Consider the following 23,068-nt stretch of genomic DNA (forward strand, 5'->3'; position numbering starts at 1 on the left):
ATCAACTCAACTCAGACATATCCTTAGGATCTCAGCTCGCAGGCTGCATGCTGCAGCCTGCGGCCAAAACTCTGGCTCTGCCATCTCATAAGAAAAGGTGCTGCTGTACTGCAACTGCCTGCAGGAGAGCTGATGGCTTGATGCTTTAAGCTGCAGGGCCTCTCATATGATATGCAGGAGCACCATACTGCCATACGGCCATACTGCCATGCTGTCTGTAATGCCGATGCAGTGTGTATGTCATTTTGGCCAGCTCCAGCTGTACTCCATGAGGGCTGGGGAGTCTGTAAGTCATGCGCTGCCAGGGATGCACGGCAACCTTGTGACAGGTGGGTGTGGCCGACTGCATAGCTTCACCATTAGTGACTGCGGGGACCGTTATCAGGCACTGTCGGTCATTTCAGTAAAACCGGTAGCTGCTGGAATTCTGATAGAGCCACAATGCCTGACAAGGCTTGCACCATAGTTATGCCATTCTGCCCCATGGGCAGTGAGTTTGTGATGTCAAATTAAACAGTATTGGTTCAAAACTTAACTGCAGTACCTGGAAAGCTTATGATACTAAACAGAATTTGCTGGCACGGAGAGCTCTATGAAGTATCTGACTCTAAATAACGGCATTGAGATGCCAGTTCTTGGCTATGGCACCTGGGAGGTCAGGGGCAAAGCCGGACTGAGAGCTCTGCACTATGCCATTGAAGCAGGCTATCGACTGATTGACACAGCCCACATGTATGAAAATGAAGATATTGTCGGTGAGGCAGTGCAGCAAAGTGGTCTTAGCCGCAGCGAGTTTTTTATTACCACCAAGCTCGACAGCCGCTCAAACAGCTATGACAAGGCCTGTCGAGGCATAGAGCTCTCGCTGCGCAACCTGCAGTGTGATTACATTGACCTCATGCTCATTCATGAGAATTACAGTAACTCTGATCAGATGTATAAGGCGCTCAGGGAAGCACTGAACAATGGCATGGTAAGAAGCATAGGCATCTCCAACTTCAGAGAGGAGGCTTATCTTTCATTTATTGAGCGTTGCGGAATAATTCCAGCCGTAAACCAGATGGAATCGCATATCTACCACGCGCAGCTGGGCTATAAGCAGCTGCTTGCCCGCCATGGAACCGTGTTCCAGTCATGGAGTCCTTTTACCAGCGGAGAAAGGAAAGTCTTTGATGAGCCTTTGCTAAAGCAAATTGCTCTGCGTTATGACAGCACTCCGGCTCAGATAGTACTCGCTTATCTTATTTCTCAGGGTATAGCCGTCATCCCCAGAACGCTCAACCCTGAGCATATGATCAAGAACATGCTCAGTCTTGAGCTGAAGCTCAGCCATGATGATATCGAGGCTATAAAAACGCTTGATGAAGGAAAGTCGCTGTTCAGCTGGTACTGATAAGCTCCACAGAATCTGACAGGCCCACATGCAGCCGCGACAAGCTCGTCCCTAATACGGGCACATACGTTTGCCCATACCCGTGGGCATTAGCATAAGCCAATACCTGTCGGCATTTCCGTATGCTCGTACCTGTGGCATATACGTATACCCAGGCCTGTCGGCACTTGCGTATGCCCATGCCTGTCGGCCTATACGTATGCCCATGCCTGTCGGCACTTGCGTATGCCCTTTTCTGTGGGCATTGCCGTATACCTGTCCCCGTCGGAACTTCCGTAAGGACATCACCATACGGGCATGAATATGGCCGTTTCCTGTGAGGCAATGGCTCTGTCACAAATGGCACCTGGACACGGGTCAACCGCATACGCATCTCTTTGAGTTCAAAATTGCAGCAATAATCAGTGAGGAATGAATATGGGATTTGACGAACTGGAAAAAAGGGCAGCCGAGCTTGGATTACCGCTGCATATCTACATGCGCCAGTCAGCTCAGCGTGCACTTAAGCTTACCGCTGAGCTCAATGCTACATGGCATGAGCCAGAGGAGGTTGTCCGTCTGTTTTCAGAACTGACAGGCCGCGAGGTGGGAGAAGGCTTTTGTCTCTTCCCTCCTTTTTACACCGACTATGGCCAGAACATCACTGTTGAACGTAACGTCTTTATCAACGGTGGCTGCCATTTTCAGGATCAGGGCGGAATTACCATTGGCGAGGGCACCTTAATTGGTCATAAAGTAGTAATCGCCACACTTGACCACGATCAGCGACCTTCTCACCGTCAGGAGCTCATTCCAGCCCCTGTTGTGATTGGAAAAAACGTATGGATTGGAGCTAATGCAACCATAACCTCAGGTGTAACCATCGGAGATGGCGCCATCGTGGCCGCTGGAGCTGTAGTCACCAAAGACGTCCCGGCAATGACCATAGTTGGTGGCGTACCGGCACGTATCATCAAGCAAATTCCACCTGAAGAATAAGACAGCAGCATCACGCTCAACACTCTCACAACCCCAGGCGGTATCCCCCTGAAGTCGACTGCTTATCGTCTTTGAGTCATGCTGCCAGAGAGCGCACATCGACTGCGACTTGGACGGCCATGTTTTTATGAATCACCTCATGAACGCTAATGCAGAAAATCAGGCAACAACAGCACATGATGATGCTCTATAAAACCTTTGTTTTGCAGCACAGGCGCATTTCATCTTGATGATAATGATGATGTTGTTGTTAATGACAGACACATGTAAGAGGTCAATTTATGCTGCTTATGACCTGTCCTACCATGGCTTTTCCTGTGCCACTAACACTGACCGTCGTGTTCAGCCCTGCAACATACTTGCTCGGACATTTCCGCACTGCATCTTACTGTCTCAGGCATTTCCGCCCTGCAAACAGCTGCGCTGTCATGCTGGCCCATGACTTTCAAAGATATATACCATACTAATTATTTTATAAAGTACTTATAAAGTCCGGATTTCCGGGCTTTATTGTTTCAGGGCCCAGCAGTACAGTGCATTGCAGTTCATTGCAGTGCAATGCACAGCTTTGTGCCTTTGATTGGATGATCATACAGCGCCTAGCAGTCTTTTCTATTACTCAGTAACACCCGCTTACGCTTCTTTATGACAGTCCATGGGTACGGAAGTACCGGCGAGAATGCAAATGTTGACTGTCTGCCTCCAGAAAAACATTATTTATATGCTTCGATGTGTACGGAGCACAAAAAGGCGGGTTATCCCGCCTTATTGATAATGAGAGAAAAGAAACAATTTGCTGTATTTATCTGCCTAACAGGCTCAAAGCGATGGTTGGACGCTGGTTAGCCTGGGCAAGCACAGACTGGGAAGCCTGCTGAATGATGTTGTTCTGGGTCAGAGCTGCAGTCTCAGAGGCGAAGTCTGTGTCTCTGATGCGGCTACGGGCATCGGACTGATTCTCAGAAATATTGGCCTGGTTACGGATAGTGCTTTCCATTCGATTTTGGAGAGCACCCAGGTTGGCACGCTTGGAGTCTACAGCCTGAATCAGCTTATCAATATTTTCGAGAACATAAGTAGCACGAGAGGCAGTTGAAATGGTAAATCTTAGGGAGTTATCACCATTACCTACCTTGGTAAAGCCGGATTTAACTTCAGCCTTAACATTAGCCTGGGTGAGAATGCCACTTAAATGGAATGCCTGTGACCACTGAAGTGACAGAGTGTTTCCAGCATTAGCACCTACCTGGAATACCAGCTTGCCATCAGCAGGAATAAGACCTGCCTTTGCGCCGTCGAGAACAACCTGTCCGGCAAAAGTAGTCTGCTTGGCAATACGGGAAATTTCAGCAGACAGCTGAGTTACTTCTTCCTGAAGTGCCTTGCGGTCTGCAGCAGAGTTAGTACCGTTGGCAGACTGTACGGCCAGTACACGGATACGCTGCAGCATGTTGGTGGTTTCGTCCAGAGCACCTTCAATGGTCTGGGCAAGGGCGATACCGTCGTTGGTGTTGCGGTTACCCTGATTTAAGCCATTAATCTGAGTAGTTAAACGGTCGGAAATCTGCAGACCTGCGGCGTCATCCTTGGCAGAATTGATTCTCAGACCTGAGGAAAGGCGCTGATAGGAGACGTTCAGATTAAGGGTTGCATTGCTTAATTTGCGTTGCGCATTAATGGAACTGACGTTCGTATTTACGTAAAGTGCCATATTCTACTCTCTCTCTAAATCATTATGTTTTCTGATTTCTCTCATACCTGAGAGCAAATACATACGCTCCTCAGGTCATGCCCGGACAGCTCCAGGACAGTATCTTTTGTTAATCAGCCATCAGCAAGCTCTTTGCCAAAGTGTCATATTTTAGACAGTGCATATGACATTTTACGCACAAGAACACGATATAGATGCGTCATAGCACGCACAAACGAACTGGTCTGCTTCAAGAAAAGCGCCTGTAATACAGGTTAATACTGATTAATATGACGATGCATGCTCCCATCAGGCGCGATATCTCTCCACAAATAACGACCATCACCCTGAGTGACTCTCTATCCCCTCGGCTGCAGCTAAAATGTCTTATTTATGCGCTTCTCTAAGAATTAAGGCTCAAGCCACTGCCTCCCGGATATTGGTCTTTACTTACCACGCAAATCATTCACAAGCACGATGTTTAAGGCATTTACAGGCAAATCAAACTTCTTACGTCATCAGTTTGACAACTGCCATACTTACATTACGGCACAAATTGCCGCAAACGGCAGAAATCGCTGCAGCAGGCCGCATATTTCGGCACTGAATCATAAATACATTCATTGAAAGACGCGTGTTAATCTAAATGCTTTTCCCTTGCTGTAGTCGACCTGAATCTCCTGGAATCCGGGCGGACTCAACGTCAACCGCTACTCCTCCTCATGGCAAAATGCAGACGCAAAAAAGGCGGGGTGCCCCGCCTTTGAGATATGAGAGAAGAATGATGAGACTGTTATGCCTGTATCAGCGTCCCAGCAGCGCAAGGGCTATAACCGGACGCTGGTTAGCCTGGGCCAGCACGGTCTGAGAGGACTGCTGAATAATGTTGTTCTGGGTGAGAGCGGCAGTCTCAGCGGCAAAGTCTGTGTCCCTTATGCGGCTGCGGGCATCGGACTGATTTTCCGAGATATTTGCCTGATTTCTAATAGTACTTTCCATTCTATTTTGTAAAGCACCAAGCCCAGCACGCTTCGAATCAACTGCCTGAATCATAGAGTCAATATTTGTCAGTGTCTTTGTTGCCATGTCAGCAGTTGATATGCCAAACCTTATGTACTTTCCATTAGTCGGACCATCTTCAACCAGTCCCTTTGACTTATCCTTTTGCTGGGCATCTGTAATACCCGCCTGTGAAGCGATGCCACTTAATGTAAACGCTGATGCCCAGTTTAAGGCCAGGGTATTGCCGGCATTAGCGCCTACCTGAAAGGTCAGCGTACCGTTTTGAGGAATCATGCCCTTAGCTTTACCCTGCAATACAGTCTGACCTGCAAAAGTAGTCTGATTGGCAATACGGGTGATTTCCTGGGACAGCTGAGTGACCTCCTCCTGGAGGGCTTTACGGTCATTCTCAGAGTTGGTGCCGTTTGCTGACTGAACTGCCAGCACGCGGATGCGCTGGAGCATGTTGGTGGTTTCGTCCAGGGCACCTTCAATGGTCTGCGCAAGGGCGATGCCGTCATTGGTGTTACGGTTGCCCTGATTGAGGCCGTTGATTTGTGAAGTCAGGCGATCAGATATCTGCAGACCGGCTGCATCATCCTTTGCAGAGTTGATGCGCAGGCCGGAAGACAGTCTCTGGTAGGAGACATTCAGGCTGTTAGTGGCATTCATCAGCTTCCTTTGTCCGTTGAGTGAGCTGACGTTCGTATTTACGTAAAGTGCCATTTGTCTTTCTCTCCACTTCTGATAAGAAGCATCCCGGAAACATCATCAACTTCACTCTTTCAGCCATAACAGCCTGCCCATTACTACGGTTCTTGCTGTCATGCCACCACAGCCTGCAGTCATATCACAACTGGCATGCAGTCATGCCGCTGCGGTCTCAACCGTGCCACCACAGGACTGCAGTCGTGCCGTATTTCATCTGACACCTGCCTCTCCCCCGTATGGCTATGGGGGCGTATCCCATCGGGCTTATTGCGCGCCTGCCTATCAAGTCCATGGCCATAGCTGCATATGATGCGGCCGTAGCCCCAGCAGCTGCAGCACTCAACCTTTGGTATGCTGCCATGATTGTGGTCTGCTCATACCAGGCCATGAATATGGTCTTATGCTCATGCCTTAGGCCAGGCAGCTGGCATCTGGCTGCTGTCTGCAATTCAGATCTCAGCTTCAGTCAACTGATAACAGGCTTCAGGTCAACTGTGCTCTTACCGCAAGCCATGAGACATAGACCAATGTGCCTGAGCCATGATGGCTTCAGGGCGGTATTGCACTTGCCGCTGCTTTGTAGCCCAGATTAGTGGCTTAAGGCAACGGAGGTCATGGGCTGTGGGCACAGGATGTGACCACAGGCTGTGATCACGAGCTGTGGTATGGCATGCTCAGGGCAGAGGGCTTAGGCAAGGACAATCTTTTTGATTGTTGATGTTTGTTTCAGGAACGTTTTTCTTCTGTACCATGGCCAGTGTGTGTGACCATGTTGTTTTTCGTCTGAAAATGGCGCAAGCAAGGCCTTTGCCAGCCCAAAATGTCACATAGGTAAATATTTACATGTTATTTACATTAATGATCATCGTTATTACGCGTGAAAAAGCCATTCCTGATGTCAAAGGTAGTAACTATGATTTTTATCAGGATTTTTACAACATTTTTGCGCCCCCCATCGATACGCTTCACTGTGGCCGTCACAATGCCCATTTGCCAAAACCGGCGCATCCCCTCTGAGTTCCGCTGTTTTGTGGCTTGTCTTAAACCTGTGGCAGATGCAGGGTTCTTCAGTCCACAAGCGCAAATGCCATTCCCTGCTGTCCTCGCCACGCCATTCCCCGCCACCCTCGGCACGCCATGCCTTGCAATGCATCGCCAAGAAATGCCTCGCCACAGCACGCTGCACCACGAGTTTCCACGCTGAGGCGGTCCGTTCACACTTCTGCTCCTTACTGCACGGCACTCACGGCATACGCTGGTACTTATAACCAGCTTTAGATTCCCTGTTCATGGCTGCAATAGAGTTTTCCAGCCTGCAGGTCAGATCTGGCCAGCCTGCTAAAACAGCCTGTAAGGCATCTTACTGTGGCTGATACAGGCTCGCATACCTGCTTGTAATGCCTCTGCCTTGCAGGAACCCGCCTTTGGGCCTGCTCAGATTTGACCTGCACTGCCCGGCACTGCCCGGCCTGCCTTTATCATTCGGCATTGCCTTTACCAGCAATACGCTGCCCCTGCTGTCGTCACGGTGCTCCATGGTATTGCTGGCGCGACAGCCAAAGGAGCAGCTGGTACGCTGATTCGCTCTTTAGTATTGCTTCATGAGGTGGCACATGGCTGATTATGTCTCGATAATCCCATGGACATGTGCTCTGCGGCATCATCTGATTAAGTCAGGATCAGGCTGTCTGGAGGAGAGGTTGCTCAACTGTAATTAGACAATACGCACAAGTATGAAATTCACCTCAGGATGCATGTCAGATTCAGGGTCAGCGTGTGGGAGACAGCTGTGGCCTGCCCAGCGTAAGAGCTGATAAATATGGTATTATCAAGTGCATGCTGGATGTTTAACGGCTGTCTTTTTCGATCATCGTTTTTCATTTTTTGATACTGCGTTTCTGCTCGATTTATGAGCGTGATATTGGCCCTGGCAATGACTGTTGCGTGGCAGCTTAATCAAATATTTAACGTTAAGTAACGTACGTAAGGAAGGAAAAAGCATATAATGCCAGAGCAAGGCCGCGCATTTGCGCCATTGCCGAGCTTTGATATGGCTGCACCGAACGTATTGCGGTCACTGTGTTCTGCCAGACCATGGCCCCATCGGCTCATTATCAACAGCCCCCTGTATCTGTACTACTGTGCCAGGCACTGCCGCACCAGGCGAGGCGGCTTAGCAGGCACGATATGGGTTATAAGCTGATGCCGCCCTGCTCTTCAACTCCAGGCACATCTTCAGGATTTGTTTACCTGGAGTCTACGGTATCTTCAGTATGCGTAGAATGGCCATGCTGCCAGCTGGGCAGTCACACACTGAGCTTATGCTCGATGACGTCCGCTTGAGCTGATGGTCTGAGCAACAGGCCCAGGCCACGCCCCAGGCCAAAGGCAATGCTGCCTGACGGGCCGCCTTCGACCGGTATGTGGCATTACATACAGGAGCATCCTGCATTTATTATCTGAACTCCTTGTGCTCATCTGTCCTTACATGTGGTCATTTGCCTTAGCAGCAGATCAGCCGTGACACGAATAAAAGCACGCGTGCATGCATGCACGCCCATGAGAGCTTCGGCCCGGCCAGGTCAGCCCAGGATCTTTTACAGAAACAGTTTTTCATTTGATGCAGCTGTCCCTGCTGCTCAGTCTCCTATCAGACATTAAAGAATATTATTTTTACCTTGCCGCCCTGAGGCAGGAATGAATCAGCTCCCATGACATCAGGGATCGCTACATACTGCAAGTGACACTCCGGAGTACCTTCATATACTGCTCTGGACATTACCCCTGACAGAGCTGCTCCCACAGTTCTGTTCACATGCTTCAGGTACAGGACAATGATGCTGTCCCCATGCCACTGAGTTTACAGTAGCACTGTGGCGTGACAGCACTTGCTGCAGCCACTGAAACCATGACGGCTACTTATGCTGTTCTGGTGTGCCTGTCATCAACAGACGCCGCTACAGTCATACGCCTTGAAGCTCAGGCACGCATCCACACGTGCCACATCCACACGTACCGCAGCCACAAGGCCGCCCCACATCATGATCCTGGGAAGCTGCCAGCACCAGGCTGCAGACTGATTTAAGAGGTCATATGCCCAGGCTGCACGATATGCCAGTGGCTCTACAGCATAATCTCCAGCTCAGCAAAGAGGCTGCGTTGTGCCAGTGCCTGCAGCGTCTCTGCCCACGAGGCCCCAGGCAGGGTTCTTAAGCCCTGTGCTCAGGCCTGCTTTGCCCTGCATCAACTCATGCAGGTAGCTTAACGAAGCTGGTCATGCCGATGGCACTGGTGCTTTAGGCGCCTCGACAAGTTGCATGGTGGTCATGGTCCAGCAGATTGCAGCCGGAAGTCAGGACACCAGCCATAATGTGCCTGCAAGGCCTTATCTGGCCCTGCTTGAGTGCAGGATGCGCGGCGACGCAGCAGCTGGCTCACGTGCCATTGCGGCGCTGGCCTGGTGCTGCCTTGGGCTGCGCAGCCCAGGGCTGGCTGCCTTGCCGGGCAGGCAGCCTGGCTTGCTGATGTGGGGCTTGGAGTGGGCTCGCTTGTGATGATTTAAGAGTTTTCCGGTCAGAGAAAAAGGTACATTGTTCAGGAAACAGGAGAAGCAAATTGACCCAACAAATCAACGGTATTAACTGGGGGATGTCCTACGAGAACCGTACCCCGGCAAACAAGATTTGCAATATGATTCTGCTCTACGGCTATGTTACCAATCCCATGCTGGTAGAGACCTTTAACCTGACCTTACAGACCGTTACCTGCTATACCCAGCAGCTGCGCCAGAACCGCATCATTGTTCCTGGCGGCAAAGCTCCCTCCACCGGAGGCAAGCCTCCTACCAAGTACATCCTCAATAAAGACTATACCCATTCTCTTGGTATAGACATCACTGACCATACCCTGACCTTTGTTCTCATGGACTTCATGTGCAATGTGATTGCCAGTGAAGAGCAGAGCTTCCCTTTCAGCTACTCACGTGAATACTTCATGGAAGTAGCCCGCCGTGCCCGTGACTTTGTTGAATCTCAACCAGGTTCGGTAGACCTGCTCAATGAATATGTAGGTGTATCGGTACCGGGTATTATTTCAGGCAATGTGGTCAGCCGCTCCCATATTCTGGGTCTTCAGGCAGCAGACTTCTCTGCTCTGGGCCGCTGCCTCAATGCCCGCATCATTCTGGTCAATGACTCCAACTCCGGTGCACTTTCTGAGGCCTATGCTACCAAGGAACGCAACTTCATCTACCTGTCTTTATCGCACACTGTAGGCGGCGGCATTGTGGCCAGCGGCTTTTTAATGCAGGGCAAGAACAACCGCTCCGGTGAAGTTGGCCACATGACTCTTATCCCTATGGGACGCAGCTGCTACTGTGGCAAGGATGGCTGTGTCGATCCATACCTTTGTGAAAGCGCTCTTCTGGGTAATGAGTTTGAGACTCTCGATGAGTTCTTTACCTGTATTTATGAGGGTCCTTCCTATACCGACAGATCCATGCAGTCCCGCTACATCAGGGCTGAAAAGAGACTGCAAAGCTACCTCAAGTATCTGGGCATGATCCTTGATAATCTGTCCATGCTCTGCGATACCCCTATTATTCTGGGAGGCACAGTAGGCCCTTATCTCAAGCCATATCTTACTGAGATTAACACCCGTGCCCGCAAGCGCTCCTTATTTTCCGATGTGGCCCCTGTTGCCAGCGGTTCCATTGAGAGCACTCCGGCTGCCTTCGGTGCTGCCCTGATCTGCGTTACCCAGACCATTGCCAACTTCCAGATGGAGGCGGAAACCGCAGGTCCAGGCCCTGGCACCAGTCCAATGCGCTCACCAAACTACGGCTTTGACGGATCCTTTGGCGTATCTGATGACCGTGGTACCAGAAGCGAACAGCACTCTGAAAAAGCAGGAACCGCCCGTAACCGTAACAGTCGTACCACAGCAGGTGCAGGACGAACAGACTCTGCAGGCGCCTCGGTCAGTCCAGAACATGCAGACTCAGCTGCAGCAAGAACTGCAGGTTCCAGCCTGTCAGCCGCGAATCCATCTGAATCAGGATTAGCCAGGACCAGTGGCGCTGCTGCCACTGGAGCCTCAGGTGCGACTGGCGCGACTGGTGCCACTGGCGCGACTGAAGGTACTGCTGCCAAGGCTGCAGAGGATACAGCCTCTTCAGCAAAGTCATCTGGAACTGGCAAAAGCCGCTCTAAAAGCACTCCCAGGCAAAGCACCGTAGAGCTCTTATCAGCAAGAGAGCAGAAGCCACCACGGAAAAACAGTGGGACTGATCCTGCAAGTAATAGCCTGCAGTCACTCTTTGATAATGACATAAGTCCTGATGAAAGCAGGCACTCTCTGTCTGAACTGGTGCGCGCAGCAGATATTGGCAAGAACTATTTCAAATCCAGAAAAACATCTCTGCCAGAACCTGAAAGTCAGCTCAACGGCAGTGTTGCTTTGCAAAACGAAAGACAGAGCGCCTCTGTTCCACCTGATGTCGAGTATAAGGGCACTTTTGATGCCGATGGCACAAGACGTCCTCCTACTCCGCAGGAGGTTGCAGCTCACACCATAAAGAAGGCTGACCTCAAGCGCTTCCGTGCCGAAGTTGCCAGTATCAATGAGGCTCACCGTCCTGACATTGATCCTGAGGAGAACTACGACCTTGTTTCAACAGTACCGCATGGTCGCAGCAAGGGTAAGAAAAGATCCGCAAAACCAACCGCTGCTGAAACAGAGGCTGAAAAGGCGGCCGCTCTGGCCAATTTCCGTCCACGACTCAATGACAGAGCAATACTCGAGGCTGTCTCTGCCCGAGCCCGCACTTCAAGTCGAACCAGAGCCAAAGAAGCTGCTGCTGCAGCTGCCGGTGAGCCACCTCCACCACGCCGCCGCCGTCGCCGCACCAGCACTGTCTGAACTACGGTGTGACAGCACGGCGCTCACGTGCAGAGCTCCCAGCCTGTGATACAGCACGCTGCACATACCGAGCATGGAGCGCACGCGGCGCTGCTCATGTTGCTCATGCTGCGCTGCCGCGCTTGCTGCTCATGCCCCGTATGTGACCTGCTGCGCTGCCGCGCTTGCTGCTCATGCCCCGTATGTGACCTGCTGCGCAGCACTGTACTGCATTGCGCAACATTGCATGGCAATGAACAGTCAAAACCTCATTTCCAACGGGCCCTCAGGGCCCGTCTTCATTTCAGGACTCCATAATCCTGCGCCTGTTAACTGGTTTCTCCACCAGCCTGTCACAGGGCTGCAGCTCCTCCAGAATCAACAGCTCCTCCCGCCTGCCATCTGACCATGCTGCGTATCCTGCAGATGCATCCCGAACCGGGCATCAGCCATATGCCATCCCGGCTCCGTCATATAACCATCGGCACAGTATGTGACACGTCAGTGGCTGGTCAGTTGCCCCGCCAGCTGCATGGCCCTTACAGGTGCTAAGGTACTAACAGAACTGCATACGTTTCGTCGTGCCCTCTTTGCCATACCAGGCCCAATCAAGATTCGCCTCACCTCATGACCATGAGCATTTCAATGAAGGCTGCATGCGCACGCAACCTCACCACCACCAACAGCCGCAATAAGCAATCAGGCTCATCGGCAGCAGACTGAATCAGAATGCGGGCCCGGGCATCATTGAGCTGTTTCCTGACTCTGTCATGGATATTGGCCTTGCCGTCACTCATGCTCTGGTCAGTACCGCTGCGTGCTGGTCATTCGAACCAGTCATAGCATTCAGAGCAGCAAGACCAGTCAGCCTCATCTGCCCATGCAGGAAACGCAGGACAGCTGAAAGACAGTCTGACTGTAGTTTTGTCAGTCTTAAGCGCTGTGATTTATCCACTTAACCATATTTTCATGATTAAGTTCAGAAAATCGCCATAAAGCCATGCAAAGCAAGTCACTTACAGACTCTTGAAGAGCTGTGACTGCCTTAAACATGGCAAATGCAAATGAGAAAAGCTGCAAAATTCGCCTGACTGTCTGCGTGCACTCAGTGTTGGCGTCTACTTTCTGAGAACAGCAAGAGCATGTAATGGATGGCTTATAAATACCTGTAATCTGTCATTTTGACCTGTCTTCAGATTTTTTACTGAACAGGCTGATCTTTTTATTAAAATCGATCCTATAATGCACTTAATCTATATTTCTGATTAAGTTGTCAGGAGGCCAGTACCGCTTTTACCGCTGCGCTTGCACAGATGCGGGCATGGTCATGTAAGGCTGTTCTGGCCGGTTATATCGAAGGTTTTGCTATGAAGGCTGTTACTTTACTTGAGAAGGGCAAGATTGCCATTAAGGACGATTACAATCCAGAACGTAAGCTTGGCGAGCAAGATGTGGAGATCAGGCTTATGGCCTGTGGTGTGTGCGGATCTGACGTGCACTACTACACTCATGGCCGTATTGGCCCTTACGTGGTGGAAAAGCCTATGGTGCTGGGTCATGAGGCCTCAGGTCAGATCGTTCGTGTGGGTAGCGGCGTTACCCATCTAAAGGTCGGTGACCGTGTCTGCATGGAGCCTGGTATTCCACGCTTTGATTCAGCTGAGACTCTGGCAGGATGTTATAACCTCGATCCTGAGCTTACTTTCTTTGCTACCCCTCCAATTGACGGCTGTCTGTGCGAAACCATCATTCACCCGGCTGCATTTACCTTCAAACTTCCAGATGAAGTCAGCTATTACGAGGGTGCCATGGTAGAGCCGGTAGCTATCGGCATGCAGTCAGCAACAAAGGCTGGTATCAGGCCTGGTGACATTGCCCTGGTATATGGGGCCGGCACTATTGGTATTGTTACCGCCCTGTGTGCTCTGGCCGGTGGCTGCTCAGATGTCATAATAGTAGACATGGTAGACTCCAAGCTTGAGGTAGCAGCCTCCTATAAGAATATCCACGCTGTTAATGCCCGCACCGGCGATCTTAAGGCTGTGGTTGATGACCTCACCGGTGGTGCCGGCTGTGACGTAGTCTTTGAGTGCTCAGGCGCTGGTGCTGTAGTAACAGGCATATGTGAGCATGTTAAGGCCAATGGCACTGTAGTGCTTACCGGCATCCCTCTGGAGCTGCCTCCCTTTGATATTGCAGCAGCACAGGCCAAAGAGGTCACTTTCAAGACCGTTTTCCGCTATGCCAACATGTTCCCCCGCACTATCCGCCTGATCCGCAGCGGCGCTCTGGACATCAAGCGCCTGATTTCAAAGGTCTTTGAGTTCAACGATGCCGTTGCCGCCTTTGAACGCGCTGCCTCCGGCACCGCAGGCGACGTCAAGATCATGATTGACTGCTCAAAAATCTAAAACCACAAACAATAATTCATACCGATCACGAACTCAGCAGCACCAAACTGTCGTCCTGGTGACCTGACAACCAGTCAGCCCTGTCCAAAACGATAAGGTGCGCCCTGACGCAGCCGTCAAGACTGTTTGCCATACAGCCAGCACCTGCCTGGCTGTTGTCCTCCCGCACCTCACTGCAGCCGTCAGACAAGTGCGGAGAGTGCACAATAAGATGAGCAGCGGTACTGCAAAGAGAGGACAACAATGCGCCCAGTAGGGCACCAGTGCAGCCTGCATGACTGCTGGTATGGCTCTTTGATGGTGATTAGAGTACTGATGAGGGGATAGGCCGCTTTTACTCCAGAAAAATATTTGTCTGGCAGGCCTTTATCCTGGCGACAAATTGTGCGTTTTTGGCTAATATTGCTGGACTTTTTGACTATTAATTGCTGATTTCAGTACTTATTCATCAGGAGACCGGGAGTATGGCAGAACGCCGCTTTCGTTTTATTGTCCTTTCACTCTTTTTCTTCTTTCTATTTGTAGGCATTATCTACAGCCAGATCACCTCCCGTATGCCGGCCATCAAGGAAATCTCAGGAGTTGATGAGTCCGGACTGGGCCTTGCCCTGTCCTCATTGGGTGCAGGTTCACTCTTTGGCTTTGCCACAATTCCAGTACTTATCAAGAAACTGTCCTCACGTACCATGCTGCGTGGCGGAGCTTTTGGTGTACTGGTGCTCTTCCTGCTTACCCCTTTTGTTTATGACCTTGTAAGCCTCTGTCTGCTTTTTGCCCTGCTGGGACTGTCCTTTGCCTACTTTGAAATAGCCATCAACAATCAGATTATCAATCTTGAGCTGCTCTCTGGCGGACACTACATGCTCAGGATGCATGCCGGCTGGAACATTGGCGCTCTGGCAGGCTCTATCAGCGGCTCTATCTTTGCCTGGTATGTTCCTGGTCTTGCTACCAACTTCCTGTCACTGGGCATACTCTTTATCATTCCCGTGCTGCTGGCCGCTCGCTTTTTGCTTGAGGATGTTGCTCCTGAGGGAATGGAAGAGAAGAAGGGCTTTGGCAAAGTCCCTCTGGCAGTGATTTTCTGCGGTCTTTTTGCCATGTGTGCCTATACAGTAGAGGGCTCTATTGCCGAGTGGGGCGGTCTGGTAATGGTACAGGAAAAGGAATCCAGCGAGAGCCTTGCAGCTCTGGTCTACGGGTCCTACTCTCTGGTAACTGCCATTACCCGTCTGTGCTCAGACAAGATACGTAACACCATAGGTGACTTTCGTATCATTCTCTTTGGCGGCATCCTGGCCTTTATTGGCATGAGCCTGGTTATCTTCACCCACTCACCATATCTGACTCTTACAGGCTATGGCATGTGCGGTATCGGCCTTGCTCCGCTGGTTCCTATTATCTTAAGCCGCGTTGGTCACAGAGATGATATCCACCCTTCAGCAGCCACTACCATTGTCTCGCTCTTTGGTTACGGCGGCATTCTGGTGATTCCACCATCCCTGGGTTTCCTTGCTCAGCAGTTTGGCCTTATTAACGCCCTTTTCCTGCCGCTTGCGCTCGTCACTACAGTGATTTTCGCCTCCTTCGTCATCCGCCGCATGCGTGCCTGATCCAGGCAGACCGCCAGCCAGTCCTGCCTGACTTCAGTCAGACAAGCTGGACGGCTTACCTCCGTACTGCATCCTGACGTCCGGTAGACCTGCACAACACTGGAAGCCCCGGTACAGCACGGGCACCTTCCATAAAAAAACCGTCGCACTTCGCGGCGGTTTTTTTGCTTTTGGGGCCTGCTAATGCATTAGGGCTATGACTTGAAGCGGTGGAGAGGGCATTGATTCCTGCAGAGAGGATATTGATTCCTGCATGAAGACAGTGTGGCATTAAGCCTGCGGCGCCATGCACTCTGTGTTTCACACAGCATCAGATTCATGCAACAAGCAAGAGACTAAAAGATCTGTCTGCTCAGAGATGCATGACCGATCCCGGCATGTACAAGGTATCGTGCTGCAATATGCTAATTAATTTGTTTTGTAACTTATTTCTTGTTTCAGGCACAAAAAAGCCCGAACATTATGTCCGGGCTATTTTATAAATACTTTCTAAAATAATATAGTGCTATTAGCCGAGCAGGGAAAGACCAAGCTGAGGGCGTGTATTAGCCTGCATCAGCATGGAAGTAGCAGCCTGCTGAATAATAGACTGCTGGGACAGATTGGCGGACTCTTCGGCGAAGTCTGCGTCACGAATGCGGCTACGGGCGTCAGCCTGATTGGCAGAAACGTTAGCCTGGTTACGTATGGAAGACTCCAGTCTGTTCTGTATTGCACCTAGTCCAGCACGCTGACTGTCAACATGACCGATCATCTTGTCCATAAGTGTAATCACGTTGCTAATCTTGGTAGCGTCATTAAAAAGCAGACCAGTAGCAGCATTACCCTGAATGTCCAGAACCTGGTCCTTAGCAATACCACCCTGACCGCCAATAGCGCCTGACTCTTCAGCGATCTTGGTGAACTTGAAGTTGGCAACATCAAAATCAATGGTATCGCCCTTATTGGCACCCACCTGGAGAGTCATACGGGCAACCTTGTTCTGACCAGCAGCTGCACCCTGACCATAAATAGTGTCGCTCTTACCGTTTCCGTCTACACCATCCAGTACCTTCTTGCCGGCAAAGGTAGTCTGAGTTGCAATACGGTTAATCTCGCTGAACAGAGCATCAGCCTCTTTCTTTAATGCAGCACGGTCATCAGCAGTGTTTGTACCATTAGCTGCCTGAACAGCCAGAGTACGGATCTTCTGCAGCATACCGGAGGTCTCATCAAGAGCACCTTCGATGGTCTGAGCAAGAGCAATACCGTCGCTTGCATTACGATTACCCTGGTTCAGGCCGTTCACCTGAGTGGTCAGTCTGCTGGAGATCTGAAGGCCGGCAGCATCGTCCTTTGCGCTGTTAATTCTTAGACCTGAAGAGAGTCTTTGGTACGTGGTAGTCAGCTGATTCTGAACGTTATTCAGATATCTACGGCCGTTTAATGAGCTTACATTGGTATTTACGTATACTGCCATTTCTAAATCCTTTTAGAGAGTACCTATGTACTTGTCCCGACATTCTTAAATGACGGTATATGTAGATTAGCCGAGCAGGGAAAGACCAAGCTGAGGACGGGTATTAGCCTGCATCAGCATGGAAGTAGCAGCCTGCTGAATAATAGACTGCTGGGACAGATTGGCGGACTCTTCGGCGAAGTCTGCGTCACGAATGCGGCTACGGGCGTCAGCCTGGTTGGCAGAAACGTTGGCCTGGTTGCGGATGGAGGACTCCAATCTGTTCTGGATTGCACCTAGTCCAGCACGCTGACTGTCAACCTGGCCAATCATTTTATCCATGAGGGTAATCAGGCTGCCAATCTTGGTTGGATCGTCAAACTTAAGACCGGTAATACCATTATTGCCCTCAAAAACATCTCCCTTAGCAATACCGTTATTACCACCAATTGCACCAGAGTCATCAGCGATCTTGGTGAACTTGAAATTGGCAACATCAAAATCAATGGTATCGCCCTTATTGGCACCCACTTGGAGAGTCATACGGGCAACCTTGTTATTGCCCACTGTTACACCCTCGCCGAAAATGGTTTCGCTCTTACCGTTTCCGTCTACACCATCCAGTACTTTCTTGCCGGCAAAGGTGGTCTGCTGGGCAATACGGTTGATCTCGGTGAAGAGAGCATCAGCCTCTTTCTTTAAGGCAGCACGGTCATCGGCAGTATTAGTACCGTTGGCAGCCTGAACAGCCAGGGTACGGATCTTCTGCAGCATGCCGGAGGTCTCATCAAGGGCACCCTCGATGGTCTGGGCCAGAGCAATACCATCTGAGGCATTGCGGTTACCCTGGTTCAGGCCGTTCACCTGAGTGGTCAGTCTGCTGGAGATCTGAAGGCCGGCAGCATCGTCTTTGGCAGAATTAATTCTCAGACCTGAAGAGAGTCTCTGGTACGTGGTAGTCAGCTGATTCTGAACGTTATTCAGATATCTACGGCCGTTAAGCGAGCTTACATTGGTATTTACGTATACTGCCATTGTGATGTCCTTTAGAGAGAAACTGTGCATATTGTGCCGGCACGGTGGCAGCCCGGCACTGTACTACTGTGCTTAACGTGTGCCTCAGACAAATATTCAGCCTGCACTCACTACCATCACGTCGGCACGCCTTAAAGTCGCCACTTTGCATCAGATTTCGTTTCATGTACGCATGTTCTCTGACTGCTCTTGCATATTGGGCGGCAGCTATCCCTGTTTATATGCTGTTTACAACTTGTTTATACGACCACCTTGTGCAGCCGTCATTTTTTGTCTTTTGTTACAGTGATTAATGTAACTTCATGAATAGATACACACTGGACAAAGATTTTAGTATCTACAGGGCGCAAAGCTCATACTACAGCCATTTGCGATTGTGCTTGAGCCATAACCAGAGAGAAATTTTTTCGTTTGCAAAAGCAGATATGGCCGTACCTCTGTTGTTGATTACCGTTCCCCATAAACTGCCTGATTGTCCGGAACGAATGAAAAAAGCCCGGACATTGCTGTCCGGGCCGGTTCGTAATTAGAGGAGAAATCTTAACACCTGCTTTCAGAGCTCAGGCTGTAAGGGCTTTTGCGATGTTCAGCGCCTCGGCCCGTTTGACTGCATACTCCTGATTGCATACTCCTGACTGCAGGCAAGTGACTGTGTGCTCAGTACTGAATGATCCTGACTGCAGGCTCGTGACTGAGTGATCGTGATTGCGTGCTCCTGTGCTGCTGCATGTTCAGGCTGAGAATCAGTGCGCAGCTGGAAACAGCAGTGCTGGCTGCGCTTATGCAGCAGCTGCAGGTGCAGCTGCAGGTGCTAATCAATGGCGTCAGCCGCGTGGGTGGTTGCAGCCACTGCCGTCAACATTGAAGTAGGCAATACTCTCGCGCAGGGAGTGCAGGGCCTTTACTGTCTTATCAATGATGCTCTGGGTGTTCTGGGCCTCGTTGTTGGCGTTCTGAGCCAGGTCAGAGATGTCGTGAATGTGCAGGGAGATCTCGTTGGTAGCGGCAGTCTGCTCTTCGGCAGCTGAGGCTATCTGGGTAATCTGCATGTTGACCTGATCGATGTGCTCGAGCATGTCGTGCATGGTGCTCTCTACCTCGGCTGTTTCCTGACTGGTGCTTTCCATGCTGGAGACTGATCCGTTGATGGACTCGGCTGCAGCTGCGGCATCACGCTGGATGTCGGCCACCATGCCTGCAATTTCCTGAGTAGAGGCGCTGGTACGGCTGGCAAGGGCACGCACCTCATCGGCTACCACAGCAAAGCCGCGACCGGCCTCACCGGCACGGGCCGCTTCAATGGCGGCATTAAGAGCCAGCAGATTGGTCTGTGCTGCGATTTCCTCGATGGTATTAACAATGGAGTTAATGTCCAGAGAACGTCTGGCAACCTTCTCAACGGCAATGGAGTTGTTATGGATTTCCTTGCTCTGGACGCGGATAGCTTCAATGGTCTTCTGGATAGAGGCTACACCGCCATCAATAATATGCTTGGTGGACTTGGACAGGTGGGAGGCGTCCTCACAGTTCTTGGCAATGTCCTGTGTTGTGGACAGCATCTGCTCTGAGGCAGCTGATACGGTAATGCTCTTGCCCTCGCAATCGCTTACTTTCTCGGCAATATTATGGGAGAGGTTGATGACATCATGCAGGGCGTGCTCAGTAATGCGGGAGTTTTCCTGAACCTGGTTGAGGGCCTTATTGAGATTGTCACGCATTTCCCTGATCTGACCGATTACGGCGCCAAAGTCATCATCGTAGTGACCGGCAATCTCAAAGACAAAGTTGCCCTTACACATCTCATTAAAGAAGTTGCGCTGACGTCTGACGCAGTGAGCAATATAGGAGCAGATAATCCAGGAGAGGGTAACGCCTATTACTACCGCGCCGATGGCAATACCAAGGCATACCCAGACAAGGCGCATGTCAGCGGCGGCACGGGACAGCTTTACTACCAGACGTTCCTGCATTTCAGAGATCTTGATGCAGGTACTGAAGATATCAGCAACGCCAGGACGGACATTACGCAGATAGTGCAGCAGGGCGGCATTTTTGTCTTTCTGGATAATATCTGTATTGCTCTTGAACAGATCCATGAGTTTGTCAGAATTATTCTTGATGTGCTGTACCATGGATGCATATTCAGGGGTGGACTGCAGACTGCCTATGCGGTTGGGATTAAGATTGGCAGAAGCCATGACGATTGAACGCAGGGCGTTTTCAGTACGGGCACGGTACTGGGTGTAGTTGGCCGGAGCACCTGGGCCATCACTTAAATAGGACAATGACACATTGTCCATGGCTCGTACTTCAATCTGCAGCTTGCTGATCTTGGCAGCTGAGCGGCCCAGAATAACGGAAATGTCCTCGGCAGCACGGGAGCTGCTGTAGACAGCCCAGCAGGATACTGCGGACACAGCAATAATCATGGAAATCAGTGTTGCTGACAGTATGATGAGCTTGGCCTTGCTGCTTAGGTCGTAAAACCACTTCTTCATCTCAAACCTCGCTTGAATATATTGGGGCAAGCTGGCTGCTAATGGATCAAACTGCATGTAGCCATTTATGCAGAGATTTATATTGATGAAAGTTAAGGTTTACGAACTGTGCTCAGCTGAGCTGTCTCACAGGTATATGCCATGGACATGCCGTCACCTGAATGGCTCAGAGCCAGCTGCCGTATAGGCGAGGCTGGGCTAACGTCCGGTTGCAGGTTAATGTCCGGGCACCGTATCAGACTGGCCGGGCTCGTGTCCGGGCTCCGTATCAGACTGGCCGGGCTCGTGTCCGGGCACGGTTTCAGCCTGGCCGGGCTCAGGGCCGTGTAGCATATCAGCGCAGCAGTCCGCTGCCGGCACTCAATCATGGACGGTACCAGCGGCGCCGCATTGCCTGGGCAGACGCCCGCTCAGCACCAGAACTCATGAAGACAATACAGCACTATACCGCCGGGCAATGACAGCCCTGAATACAGCCGCTGGACCTTCCCTGATATCTGGCCCCATCCCAGCCCCTGTTAAACGCGTGGCTGTGTCCAAAACGTACAGGCTCTGGTGGCAATGGGATACTGCTTTGCGGCAAGCCGTGGCTGGGATAAGACACCGCCCGCATACCAGGACCTGTCTTTGGCACCGCCATCCATTCTGGCAGGTGTGCCCTGATACTGGGACATTGTCTTATTGGATCGGGGCTTAATACCTTAATAAGGCTGACAGCAGCGCCGGGACTGAGCGCCCATTACTGGAGGTGCTAACCGGTCATACGGCACAGCACAAAATAAAGGCAGGAAGTGGCAGGAGGGAGACTGTCCGGCAGTTATGAGGCTTGCACGCCGTTGGGGCGCATAGCCACAAAGAGCCGGGACATCATTCCTGATATTGGGCTCAGAGGTCTGTGACAGGCACAACATGTCCAGTCCGAGAGCCGGTCTTGGGACACAGGGGAACGGAATGTACCTTACCTCAGGTCTGAGCAACATATCAGGACGCAGATACACCAGGGACAGGACAGCACCTCATGGACATGTACAGTCAATGAGTAAAGCCGCCTCCTGGGGCAACTGTTTTGCCAGGCAGCATGCACAGTATGCTCCCCTGACTTAAAACCTTTCTGTTGTGCTTATGATGCCTGTCAGGTGCAGGGCGCCCGCTCATCTGTTGTGAGCGCAATGCCATGTCGTGCCTGCAGGTCTCTTTTAACTTTCACCATTAAGCCCGGCGCGTTGCACAGCGTCGCAGCAGTCACCAAAGTTGGAACTTTCCTGTCCACTGGTGGACAGGGTAAGATTCTGAGTCTCTGTCTGATACCAGGTGATGGATCTTGCAGATCTGTCCCGTGGTCATAACCATGTGACAGGCAGTCTCAGGCTTTGTGCCTTTAAGGTGACTCCCGGGTGCCAGCTGCGCGGATGTATGTTCGCGCCGCCCTCCGGGCTCGAGGATAAACATCTGTAGGTTGCAAAGCTGCCCTGCCTGACAGCACAGGCGCCGCCAGGCAGATACAGCTTTGGAACAAATGGCTGACTACAGCATGCACGTATGCCGGATATACCAGCATGGGCATGCTCTGCAGCTCAATGCATGTGCATAAGCTTAAATTAAGCTCACTGCATAACCTGCTGCCCGGGCAAATAAGCGTCTGCAGCCACAGCTTTCAGGAGAGTTCCTGAAAACAGCCTGACATTAAAAGAGGCACAGGCCCCATGGGTCAGTAAGCTGCCAGTTTCAGGCTCATAAAATTCAGACAACAGCAGTCTGCACTGCAGGCCATGGGCAACAGCGCAAGATCATACAGTCCGTGGGAAGTCAAAGGACAGGGGAGAAAATGGAGAGATGCCAGAAGTCTCAGCTGTCCTTATGTTTACCTGTAGGGATGTCCGGATACTCCGGGCTCCTGAGGTATGTTTGTTTCTTGAAGGACAGTATGAACACTGTGACCATGGTGAGCCTGGGTCAATTTGCTTCGGCACTGTTCAACAGCCAGATGGCTGTTAAAGAGGAGTGCAGCGAACTGGAGGACCACATTTATTAAGTCCGTCCAGCATTGCTAAGATATTCTATTTCTGGACGATTCGCCATGCTTGCATTTAATTTTATGTGATTTGTATCGCATAAATTGCTCAGTTTTTCCTGCCTTTTTACTCTCTCATAACCACTAAACGTGCGATATACAGGCCGTTTACACCACTTTGGCAGTAAATTTCATGCTCTTAAATTTTGTGAAAAAAATATTTTTCCGGGAGCACACTTCTCCTGTGTGACAAGCAACATGATCTCTTCTTGCTGTCATCTGAGCAGACACCATGGCCAGTCATGCGGCATCTTGCCCAGAGCCCTGACAACCATCAGTAAATTGCTCAAGGCCTGACTTCAGGCCCTTGGCCATAATGTCCCGCCTTGC

General features: G+C 50.9%; 12 protein-coding genes. 6 read left to right on the plus strand and 6 right to left on the minus strand.

The genetic code is table 11. The annotated features are described in order from the left end of the window. The first annotated feature begins 592 nt into the window (after positions 1-592). A complete protein-coding gene (locus tag MXE41_RS02685; RefSeq protein ID WP_247099258.1) occupies positions 593-1,393 on the plus strand; it encodes an aldo/keto reductase in 801 nt (266 codons plus the stop codon). Between the two features lie 417 nt (positions 1,394-1,810). After that, the gene (locus MXE41_RS13045; RefSeq protein ID WP_281503529.1) at positions 1,811-2,371 is read left to right on the plus strand and encodes a DapH/DapD/GlmU-related protein; all 561 of its coding nucleotides are present in this window, start codon (positions 1,811-1,813) and stop codon (positions 2,369-2,371) included. A gap of 802 nt (positions 2,372-3,173) precedes the next feature. On the opposite strand, the gene MXE41_RS02695 is transcribed toward MXE41_RS13045, so the two are convergent. Both MXE41_RS02695 and MXE41_RS02700 read right to left on the minus strand, forming a co-directional pair. Beyond that, positions 3,174-4,082 carry a flagellin gene (locus tag MXE41_RS02695; protein ID WP_247099259.1) on the minus strand — a complete coding sequence of 303 codons (909 nt, stop codon included), beginning with the start codon at positions 4,080-4,082 and terminating at the stop codon, positions 3,174-3,176. A 783-nt stretch (positions 4,083-4,865) separates the two neighbouring features. Next, a complete protein-coding gene (locus tag MXE41_RS02700) occupies positions 4,866-5,789 on the minus strand; it encodes a flagellin (RefSeq protein WP_247099260.1) in 924 nt (307 codons plus the stop codon). 828 nt (positions 5,790-6,617) lie between these two features. On the opposite strand from MXE41_RS02700, the gene MXE41_RS02705 reads away from it, so the two are divergent. Then, positions 6,618-6,791 (plus strand): hypothetical protein, encoded by a 174-nt coding sequence (locus MXE41_RS02705; protein ID WP_247099261.1) that lies wholly within the window; start codon positions 6,618-6,620, stop codon positions 6,789-6,791. A 2,598-nt stretch (positions 6,792-9,389) separates the two neighbouring features. Further along, positions 9,390-11,693, plus strand: coding sequence for an ROK family protein (locus tag MXE41_RS02710; protein ID WP_247099262.1), 2,304 nt, complete (start codon positions 9,390-9,392; stop codon positions 11,691-11,693). A gap of 599 nt (positions 11,694-12,292) precedes the next feature. Here MXE41_RS02710 and MXE41_RS02715 read toward each other — a convergent pair. Continuing rightward, positions 12,293-12,469: a hypothetical protein gene (locus tag MXE41_RS02715; RefSeq protein WP_247099263.1), complete on the minus strand. Its 177-nt coding sequence runs from the start codon at positions 12,467-12,469 to the stop codon at positions 12,293-12,295. A 570-nt stretch (positions 12,470-13,039) separates the two neighbouring features. Here MXE41_RS02715 and MXE41_RS02720 point away from each other — a divergent pair. Further along, positions 13,040-14,083, plus strand: a complete 1,044-nt coding sequence (locus MXE41_RS02720) for an NAD(P)-dependent alcohol dehydrogenase (RefSeq protein WP_247099264.1) — start codon at positions 13,040-13,042, stop codon at positions 14,081-14,083. A 464-nt stretch (positions 14,084-14,547) separates the two neighbouring features. After that, positions 14,548-15,696 carry an MFS transporter gene (locus tag MXE41_RS02725; protein WP_247099265.1) on the plus strand — a complete coding sequence of 383 codons (1,149 nt, stop codon included), beginning with the start codon at positions 14,548-14,550 and terminating at the stop codon, positions 15,694-15,696. Positions 15,697-16,204: 508 nt separating this feature from the next. Here MXE41_RS02725 and MXE41_RS02730 read toward each other — a convergent pair. From MXE41_RS02730 to MXE41_RS02740, 3 genes are all read right to left on the minus strand, one after another. Further along, complete coding sequence (locus MXE41_RS02730; protein WP_247099266.1) at positions 16,205-17,155, minus strand: flagellin; 951 nt, start codon at positions 17,153-17,155, stop codon at positions 16,205-16,207. Positions 17,156-17,221: 66 nt separating this feature from the next. Next, positions 17,222-18,169 carry a flagellin gene (locus MXE41_RS02735; RefSeq protein WP_247099267.1) on the minus strand — a complete coding sequence of 316 codons (948 nt, stop codon included), beginning with the start codon at positions 18,167-18,169 and terminating at the stop codon, positions 17,222-17,224. Positions 18,170-18,993: 824 nt separating this feature from the next. Beyond that, positions 18,994-20,667, minus strand: coding sequence for a methyl-accepting chemotaxis protein (locus tag MXE41_RS02740; RefSeq protein ID WP_247099268.1), 1,674 nt, complete (start codon positions 20,665-20,667; stop codon positions 18,994-18,996). Positions 20,668-23,068 lie beyond the last annotated feature (2,401 nt).

Origin of the sequence: Anaerobiospirillum sp. NML120449, assembly GCF_023051105.1 — a bacterium.
Taxonomy (GTDB): domain Bacteria; phylum Pseudomonadota; class Gammaproteobacteria; order Enterobacterales; family Succinivibrionaceae; genus Anaerobiospirillum.

Bases quoted from the DNA above. Each gene is read 5' to 3' on its own strand.
- MXE41_RS02685 (WP_247099258.1), top strand. From the start codon at position 593: ATGAAGTATCTGACTCTAAATAACGGCATTGAGATGCCAGTTCTTGGC.
- MXE41_RS13045 (WP_281503529.1), top strand. From the start codon at position 1,811: ATGGGATTTGACGAACTGGAAAAAAGGGCAGCCGAGCTTGGATTACCG.
- MXE41_RS02695 (WP_247099259.1), bottom strand. From the start codon at position 4,082: ATGGCACTTTACGTAAATACGAACGTCAGTTCCATTAATGCGCAACGC.
- MXE41_RS02700 (WP_247099260.1), bottom strand. From the start codon at position 5,789: ATGGCACTTTACGTAAATACGAACGTCAGCTCACTCAACGGACAAAGG.
- MXE41_RS02705 (WP_247099261.1), top strand. From the start codon at position 6,618: ATGTTATTTACATTAATGATCATCGTTATTACGCGTGAAAAAGCCATT.
- MXE41_RS02715 (WP_247099263.1), bottom strand. From the start codon at position 12,469: ATGAGTGACGGCAAGGCCAATATCCATGACAGAGTCAGGAAACAGCTC.
- MXE41_RS02720 (WP_247099264.1), top strand. From the start codon at position 13,040: ATGAAGGCTGTTACTTTACTTGAGAAGGGCAAGATTGCCATTAAGGAC.
- MXE41_RS02725 (WP_247099265.1), top strand. From the start codon at position 14,548: ATGGCAGAACGCCGCTTTCGTTTTATTGTCCTTTCACTCTTTTTCTTC.
- MXE41_RS02730 (WP_247099266.1), bottom strand. From the start codon at position 17,155: ATGGCAGTATACGTAAATACCAATGTAAGCTCATTAAACGGCCGTAGA.
- MXE41_RS02735 (WP_247099267.1), bottom strand. From the start codon at position 18,169: ATGGCAGTATACGTAAATACCAATGTAAGCTCGCTTAACGGCCGTAGA.
- MXE41_RS02740 (WP_247099268.1), bottom strand. From the start codon at position 20,667: ATGAAGAAGTGGTTTTACGACCTAAGCAGCAAGGCCAAGCTCATCATA.